This window comes from Kitasatospora sp. NPDC004799, assembly GCF_040609095.1.
GTDB lineage: Bacteria > Actinomycetota > Actinomycetes > Streptomycetales > Streptomycetaceae > Kitasatospora.
In genome coordinates, this window is the sequence record NZ_JBEXJK010000435.1 from 1 (window position 1) to 6,747 (window position 6,747).

Below are 6,747 nucleotides of genomic sequence, written 5' to 3' on the forward strand. Positions count from 1 at the left end.
GCTTGGGCCGCCCAGGCGGCGCCGACCGCGATCGGGGCGCCGGCGCCGACCATGCCGTTGGCACCGAGGATGCCCAGCGAGAGGTCGGCGGCGTGCATCGAGCCGCCCCGGCCGCCGTTCGACCCGCCGACCCTCCCCAGCAGCTCGGCGAGCAGCCGGTGCGGCGCGGTGCCCCGGGCGAGCACGTGGCCGTGGCCGCGGTGGGTGCTGGCGAGCCGGTCGCCCGGGCCGAGCGCCGAGCAGACGCCGACCGCGACGGCCTCCTGCCCGATGTACGGGTGGATGCCGCCGGGGATCGCGCCGGACCGCACCAGGCCGAGCGCCAGCTCCTCGAAGCCGCGGATCAGCCGCAGCATCCGGTAGCGCTCGGCGGGGGAGTCCAGCGGGGCCGGGCCGGGGGCCGGTGCCGCGGGGTGCGTGGGAGCGGTCACGGCCGTCCCCGCCAGACCGTCGGGCAGAACCGCGGGTCGGCGTAGTCGGGCCGGCCGTCGTCCGTGCGGCGCACCAGCACGTCGTGGTTGTACACCACCGGCTCGCCGTCCGGCCGGGTGTGCCGGCGGTACTCGTTGGCGCCGTCCTGGAGGTGCAGCGAGACCGCCCGGCGCGGGTAGGAGGCCAGGTTGGGGCCGCTGCCGTGGTAGGTGAGGCAGTGGTGGAAGGACAGGTGGCCGCGCGGGATCAGCATCGGCACCTTGTGCACCCGCCGGCCGTTGTGGGCGGCGTTGGCGGCCAGGATGCCCTCCAGCTCGGAGCCGTCGCGGTCGGCGAAGTGCCGGGTGGAGTCCTCGCCGGAGGGCAGCTCCCGCCAGCGGTGGCTGCCGTCGACCATGGTGATGGTGCCGTTCTCCTCGCGGCAGTCGTGGAACGGGATGAACGCGGTGAGCATCTCCTCCGAGGTGCAGGTCTGCCAGTAGTGCTTGTCGAAGTGCCACGGCACCCGGTTGCTGGGCTCCTCGGGCACCGGGGGCTTGTAGATGAGCGTCGACTGGAAGATCCGGACCTCCTCGGCACCGGCCAGCAGCGCGGCCACCGCGCCGATCAGCGGCTTGCGCAGGATCGCGCCGATCGCGTCGCTCTCGTAGTGCACGTAGTCGTTGTGCCGCTGGACCGGCCCGTCCTCGGGCCGCCAGGAGGCCAGCCGGGGCGGCCGGACGGGCAGCTCGCGGTCGCGGTGGCCGGCGTAGTACAGCTCGGTGGCGGCCTGGAGGGTGTCCAGTTCCTCGTCGCCGAGGAGCTTGCGGGAGAGGTACCAGCCGTGCTCGCGGTAGTGCGCCACCTCGTCGGGGGTGGGGAGCAGGGCGCGCTCGGCCTCGGTGAGCCGGAATGCGGGGGCGGCGGCCATCGGGCGGGCCTCCTTCGGATGTGCGGGTGCGAGCCGGTCGGCGGCGGTGGGCCGCCCGACGGCCGTGGGGCGGTCGACGACAGCGGGGCCGCCGACGACAGCGGGTCCGTGGACGGCGGCGGGCCGGTCGGCGCCGGTGGGGCCGTGCCGTTCGACGGCCTCGTAGAGGGCCTTGATGTTCGCGGTGCCGAAGGTACCCGCTCCCTGCCGTTCGATCAGTTCGAGGAAAAAGGTGCGCCGGGGGTGTGTGGAGCGGGCGAAGATCTGGAACAGCTGGCCGCCGTGGTCCCGGTCGACCAGGACGTGCAGGTCGCGCAGGGTTTCCACCGGGACGGCCGGCTCGCCGAGGCGGTCGGTCAGGGCGTCGAAGTAGGCGGCCGGGGTGGTCAGGAACTCCACGCCACGCTCCCGGGCGGTCCGGACGGCGCCGGCGATGTCGCGGGTGCCGAAGGCGAGGTGCTGGACGCCGGCTCCGCCGTGGGCGGCGAGGAACTCGTCGATCTGGCCGGGGCGGCGGGCGGTGTCGGGCTCGATCAGGGTGAACGTGACGCCGCCGGAGGCGCTCTGCACCACCGTGGAGTCCATCGCCTGCTCGCCGACCTCGAGGTACTCCTCGAAGACCGTGCGGAAGCCCAGCGCGGTCTCGCAGAACCGTACGGCGTCCGCGAGGGTGCCGGCCGGCAGGCAGACGGCGACGTGGTCGAGGTCGTCCAGCAGCCGGGGCTCCGGGGCGGGCTCGGCGCCGGGCAGCGGGACCAGGCGCAGCGCGGTGTCGCCGAAGCCCTCGATCAGGGCGCCGGCCCGGTCGAGCACCCGGGCGCCGTGCCGCTCGGCCCGCTCCAGCGCGGCCGCCGGGTCGGCGCAGCCGAGCGCCAGGACGGCGACGCCGTCCCCGTGCCGGGCGACGTACCCGGCCACCGGGTGCTCCGGGTCGGCGGCGGAGGTCAGCCGCAGCCGGATGGTGCCCTGGCGCAGCCCGATGGTGCGGGTGCCGTCCGGCGCGGTGGCCGGGGCGTCGGCGGTGAAGCCGTAGTCGGCCTGGAGGCCGGCCGCGGTCTTGTCGGCGTCCGCGCAGTGGAACTCGACGTGGGCGATGGTCTGGATGGACAACGGGATCTCCCTCAGGAGGGACGGTGGAACGAGGATCGGCGCGCTGCCGCCGCGCGCTGCCGCCGCGCGCTGCCATCGCGCGATGGCGAGCGGCGGTGGGCGGCGGTGGGCGGCGGCAGCGGGCGGTGACGACCGGGCCGAGCGGACGGCGGCTACCGGGCCGAGCGGGTGGAGGCCGGGCCGAGGATCAGGCTGAGGTTGTGGCCGCCGAAGGCGAAGGCGTTGCTCAGCGCGGCCCGCACCGGCGCGGACCGGGCGGCGCCGCGGACGTGGTCCAGGTCGCAGGCCGGGTCGAGGTCGGTCAGGTTGAGGGTCGGCGGCAGCGTCCCCCGGGCCACCGCCAGGGCGGTCACCGCCGCCTCCAACGCACCTGCGGCGCCCAGGAGATGGCCGGTGGCGCCCTTGGTGGAGCTGACCGCGGGCGGCCGCGCGCCGAACACGGCGTGCAGCGCGGCGGTCTCGGCCGCGTCGCCCAGCCTGGTCCCGGTGCCGTGGGCGTTCACGTAGTCGATGTCGCCCGGCGCCAGGCCCGCGTTGGCGAGTGCGGCGCGCATCGCGTCGGCCGCGCCGGTGCCGTCCGGGCGGGGCATGGTCGGGTGGTGGGCGTCGGTGGAGGCGCCCCAGCCGAGGACGTCCGCGTACCCGGCGGCGCCGCGCGCCTCGGCGTGCTCGGCCCGCTCCAGCACCAGGACGGCGCTGCCCTCGCCCAGCACGAAGCCGTTGCGGCGCGCGTCGAAGGGCCGGCTGGCCTGCTCGGGGTCGTCCCAACCCTGCGCCAGGGCACGGGCGTTGGTGAAGGCGGCGGCGATGGTCGGGTGCAGCGAGGACTCGGTGCCGCCGCACACCACCACGTCGGCGTCGCCGGCCCGGATCAGCCGCAGCCCCTCGGCGATCGCCTGGGCGCCGGCCGCGCAGGCCGTCACCACGGCGGAGCTGTAGCCCCGGATGCCGTGCTTGATGGCGATCCGGGCGGCGGCCATGTTGGAGAGCATCCCGGGCAGCAGGTACGGGCTGACGCCCGGGCGGCCGCGCTCCAGCCGGCGGTGCGACTGCTGCTCGAAGGTCTCCAGCCCGCCGCCGCCGGTGGCCAGCACCACGGCGGTGCGGTGCGGGTCGGCGTCCCGGCCGACGGCCAGGCCGGCGTCGGCGAGCGCGTCGTCGGCGGCGGCCAGGGCGAGCAGCACGAAGCGGTCCACGCAGCGGGTCTCGGTGGGCGGCAGCACCTCCCGGCCGTCCACGGCGGGGGCGATCCCGGCGGCGGGCAGCCAGCCGTGCGCGGGGTGGCCCTCGGGGACGGCCCGCAGGCCGGAGCGGCCGGCGGTGAGCGCCTCGAACACCTCGGCGGGCTTGCGGCCGAGCGGGGAGACCAGGCCGATCCCGGTGACGACGGCGCCGGGGCGCGGGCCGGTGCGTCCGCTTCCCCCGGTCACGCGCCCACCGCCGCGAGGTGGCGCTCCCGCAGCAGGACCTTGCGGACCTTGCCGGTCGGGCCGAGCGGGATGTCCTCGGGCGAGACCACCAGCACCTGGCGGACGGTCGCGGCGGCCGCCGCGTCCAGGGCGGCGACGACCGCCCCGGTGCGGTCCGCGGCCGGGTCGGCGTCCGCGGCGAGGAGCAGCAGCACGTCGGTGACCACGCGTTCGCCGTCCCGTACCGCGACCACCGTGCAGTCCACCGCGTCCGGGCAGGCGGCCAGCACCCGCTCCTCCGACATCGCGGTGAACAGCCGCTTGCCGCCGCCGAGTTCGACCGAGTCGACGGCCCGGTCCACGTGGTAGTAGTAGCCCTCCTCGTCCCGGTACATCAGGTCCCCGGTGAGGAAGCGGCCGCGCAGCCGGGTGCGGAAGGTGGTGGCCGAGTCGTTCCAGTAGCCGAGCGCCAGGGTGGGTGAGGCGGTGGCGAGTTCGCCGACCTCGCCGGGCCCCAGCGGCTCGCCGTCCGGGCCGACCACCTCGCAGTCGACGAAGGCGTGCGGGCGGCCGACGCAGCGGCCGTAGCGCTCGGTGCCGGGGCCGTGGGTGATGAAGAAGTGCGAGTGGCCCATCTCGGTGGAGCCGAGGCCGTCGACGAACAGCGAGCCGGGTACCCGGGTGCGCCCGGCCCGGGTGACGGTCTCCCGGCTGCCGGTGGCGATCAGGCGGCGGATGTGCACCTCGTGGGCGCAGTCGCCGGTGTTCCACCAGAGCGCGACGGAGGTCAGGTCACGGGCGGCGAGGTCGTGCCGGGCGAGGTCGGCCCAGGTGGCGGCGAAGCCGATCACCCCGGTCGGCCGCCACCGTTCGACGGCCTCCAGCACGCCGTCGCCGGACTGCCCGGAGAGCACGGCGAGTTCGGTGTGCGAGCTGAGCGCGAGGTTGACCGCGATCAGGGTGGCGGCGTGCGGGGCGGGCAGCGCGCTGAGCATCCGGTCCTGGCCCTGCGGGCGGGGCAGCCGCAGCCGGTGGCGGATCGCCGCGTACAGGCTCGCGTGCGAGTGGACGACGGCCTTGGGCATCCCGGTGGTGCCGGAGGAGTGGGTGATCGCCACCGGGTCGCCGGACCAGTGCCGGTACGGCTCCGGGACGGCGTCCGGGTCGCCGGCGCCGAGGGCGGCGATCTCGGGCAGCAGCGGCGCGCCGGTCTCGTGGCCGGCCAGCGCGGCCCGGTGGGCCGGGTCGGCGAGGACGCCGGCCGCGCCGAGCCGGGCGATGTAGCGGGCGGCGCGCTCGCCGTCCAGGTTGGGGTTGAGCAGCGCGGGGACGGCGCCGAGCCGGGCCAGGGCGAGGAAGGCGAGCACGTGGTCGGCGGCGTCGCTCGCGTACACCACCACCGGGTCGCGCCGGGTGATGCCCAGGCCGTGCAGCGCGGCGGCGCGGGCCCGGACGGCGCGGTCCAGCTCGCGCAGGGTGAACGGGTGCCAGGCGGGGTGGTCGTCCACCGGGGTGTCGAAGGTGAGCAGCGGCAGGTCCAGGTCGAGCCCGAGGGCGATCCGGGCGGTCAGGACGTTGCCGGCGCCCACGTCGGGGTCGTCCGCGAGCTGGGTGCGGAGGCTGCGGATGGTCACGGGGGTGGATCCCTCCCTCGGGGCCGGTGGACGGCCCGGGCGGCTGGTCGGGTGGCGGGGCGCCGCGCGGGCGGCGGGGGCGGTCGGTCGCACGGCAGGGGTGCGGTCGGCCGCATGGGTGCTTGGGCGCTCGGGTGACGGGCGTCGGGAGCGGGGCGGGGCCCGGGAGGGGCGCTGGTGTGCCGGGTGCGGCTGCGTCAGGCGCCGGGCCTCATGGGTGAGTACGGGCGGCGGTGGCCGGCGGGTTCAGTCCGGTCGCCCCTCCGCGGCCGGAGCCGCGAGCAGGACGGCCGCCGCCCGGTCCCCGTCGGGCGCCTGCTCGACGGCCACGGCCAGCACCAGCTCGGCGTCCCCGTCCTCGAGGAGCAGGGCGGCGAGCTCGTACGCCTCGGCCGGGACGCGGCCGGGGTCGGCCTCGGCCGGGCAGACCGCCACGACGGGGCCGGTCAGGCCCCAGCGCGCGGAGATGTGCCCGAGGACGGCGTTGGGGTTGGACTGGAAGAACAGCAGCGGGCCGGTCCGCTGTCCGGGTTCGGCGCTGCGCTCGATGGCCCGCGCGGTGTCGAGGTCGCCGCTCGCGCTGGCGAGCAGCAGGGCGGTCCGTCCGGGGGCGGGCGGCTCGCCGTGGTGGGCGCGCAGACAGCGCTCGGCGGTGTCGGCGACCAGCGGGTTGAAGCCGGAGGCGGCGAAGCCGGGCAGCGCCGGCGGCGGCCCGTCCAGGCCGGGTGCGGGGCGGCGGGCCTCGGCGAGGATCCGCAGTCCGTGGGTGTGGTCGGCAGGGGTGGTCATGGCGGTGGCTGTCATCCCGGGGCCAGCAGCAGCGCGGTGTTGGCGCCGCCGAAGGCGGAGTTGAGGCTGAGGGCGTACGCGGGGCGGGCGGCGCGCGGGCCGTCCAGGACGAGGTCCAGCGCGAGGTCCGGGTCCGGGCCGAGCCAGCCGGCGTTGACCGGAAGCAGGCCGGTGTCCAACGTGCCGATGGTGACGACGAGTTCGAGCAGCGCGGAGGCCTCCAGGGCGTGCCCGTGCACGGACTTGCTGGAGCTGACCGGCAGGCGGTCGGTGTGCGGGCCGAACACCCGCCGCAGGGCGCGGGCCTCGGCCAGGTCGGCGAGGGTGGAGCCGGTGCCGTTGGCGTTGACGTAGCCGACCTCGGCCGCCGCGACGCCCGCGCGGGCGAGCGCGGCCCCGATCGCCCGGGCCACCCCGGCGCCCTCCGGTTCCGGGCGGCAGACGTGGTGGGCGTCCCCGGCCC

At 77.1% G+C, this 6,747-nt stretch carries 5 protein-coding genes and 1 pseudogene; all 6 read right to left on the reverse strand.

Translation table 11 applies throughout. The annotated features are described in order from the left end of the window. Positions 1 to 431: thiamine pyrophosphate-dependent enzyme (locus tag ABZW03_RS34645; protein ID WP_355267485.1), on the reverse strand; the 431-nt coding region annotated here is incomplete at its 3' end. Then, positions 428 to 2,452, reverse strand: coding sequence for a 4-hydroxyphenylpyruvate dioxygenase (hppD, locus tag ABZW03_RS34650; protein ID WP_355267488.1), 2,025 nt, complete (start codon positions 2,450 to 2,452; stop codon positions 428 to 430). The genes ABZW03_RS34645 and hppD, both read right to left, overlap by 4 nt. Positions 2,453 to 2,604: 152 nt before the next feature. Beyond that, a complete protein-coding gene (locus ABZW03_RS34655; protein ID WP_355267491.1) occupies positions 2,605 to 3,882 on the reverse strand; it encodes a beta-ketoacyl-[acyl-carrier-protein] synthase family protein in 1,278 nt (425 codons plus the stop codon). Then, the gene (locus ABZW03_RS34660) at positions 3,879 to 5,495 is read right to left on the reverse strand and encodes a class I adenylate-forming enzyme family protein (protein WP_355267494.1); all 1,617 of its coding nucleotides are present in this window, start codon (positions 5,493 to 5,495) and stop codon (positions 3,879 to 3,881) included. Before ABZW03_RS34660 ends, ABZW03_RS34655 begins: the two co-directional genes overlap by 4 nt. Positions 5,496 to 5,741: 246 nt before the next feature. Then, positions 5,742 to 6,284: a beta-ketoacyl synthase N-terminal-like domain-containing protein gene (locus tag ABZW03_RS34665; protein WP_355267497.1), complete on the reverse strand. Its 543-nt coding sequence runs from the start codon at positions 6,282 to 6,284 to the stop codon at positions 5,742 to 5,744. Between the two features lie 11 nt (positions 6,285 to 6,295). Further along, a pseudogene (locus ABZW03_RS34670) lies at positions 6,296 to 6,747 on the reverse strand (beta-ketoacyl-[acyl-carrier-protein] synthase family protein); the annotation flags it as partial.

Excerpts from the sequence above, each read along its gene's own strand:
- ABZW03_RS34665 (WP_355267497.1), bottom strand. The coding sequence starts at position 6,284 with ATGACCACCCCTGCCGACCACACCCACGGACTGCGGATCCTCGCCGAG.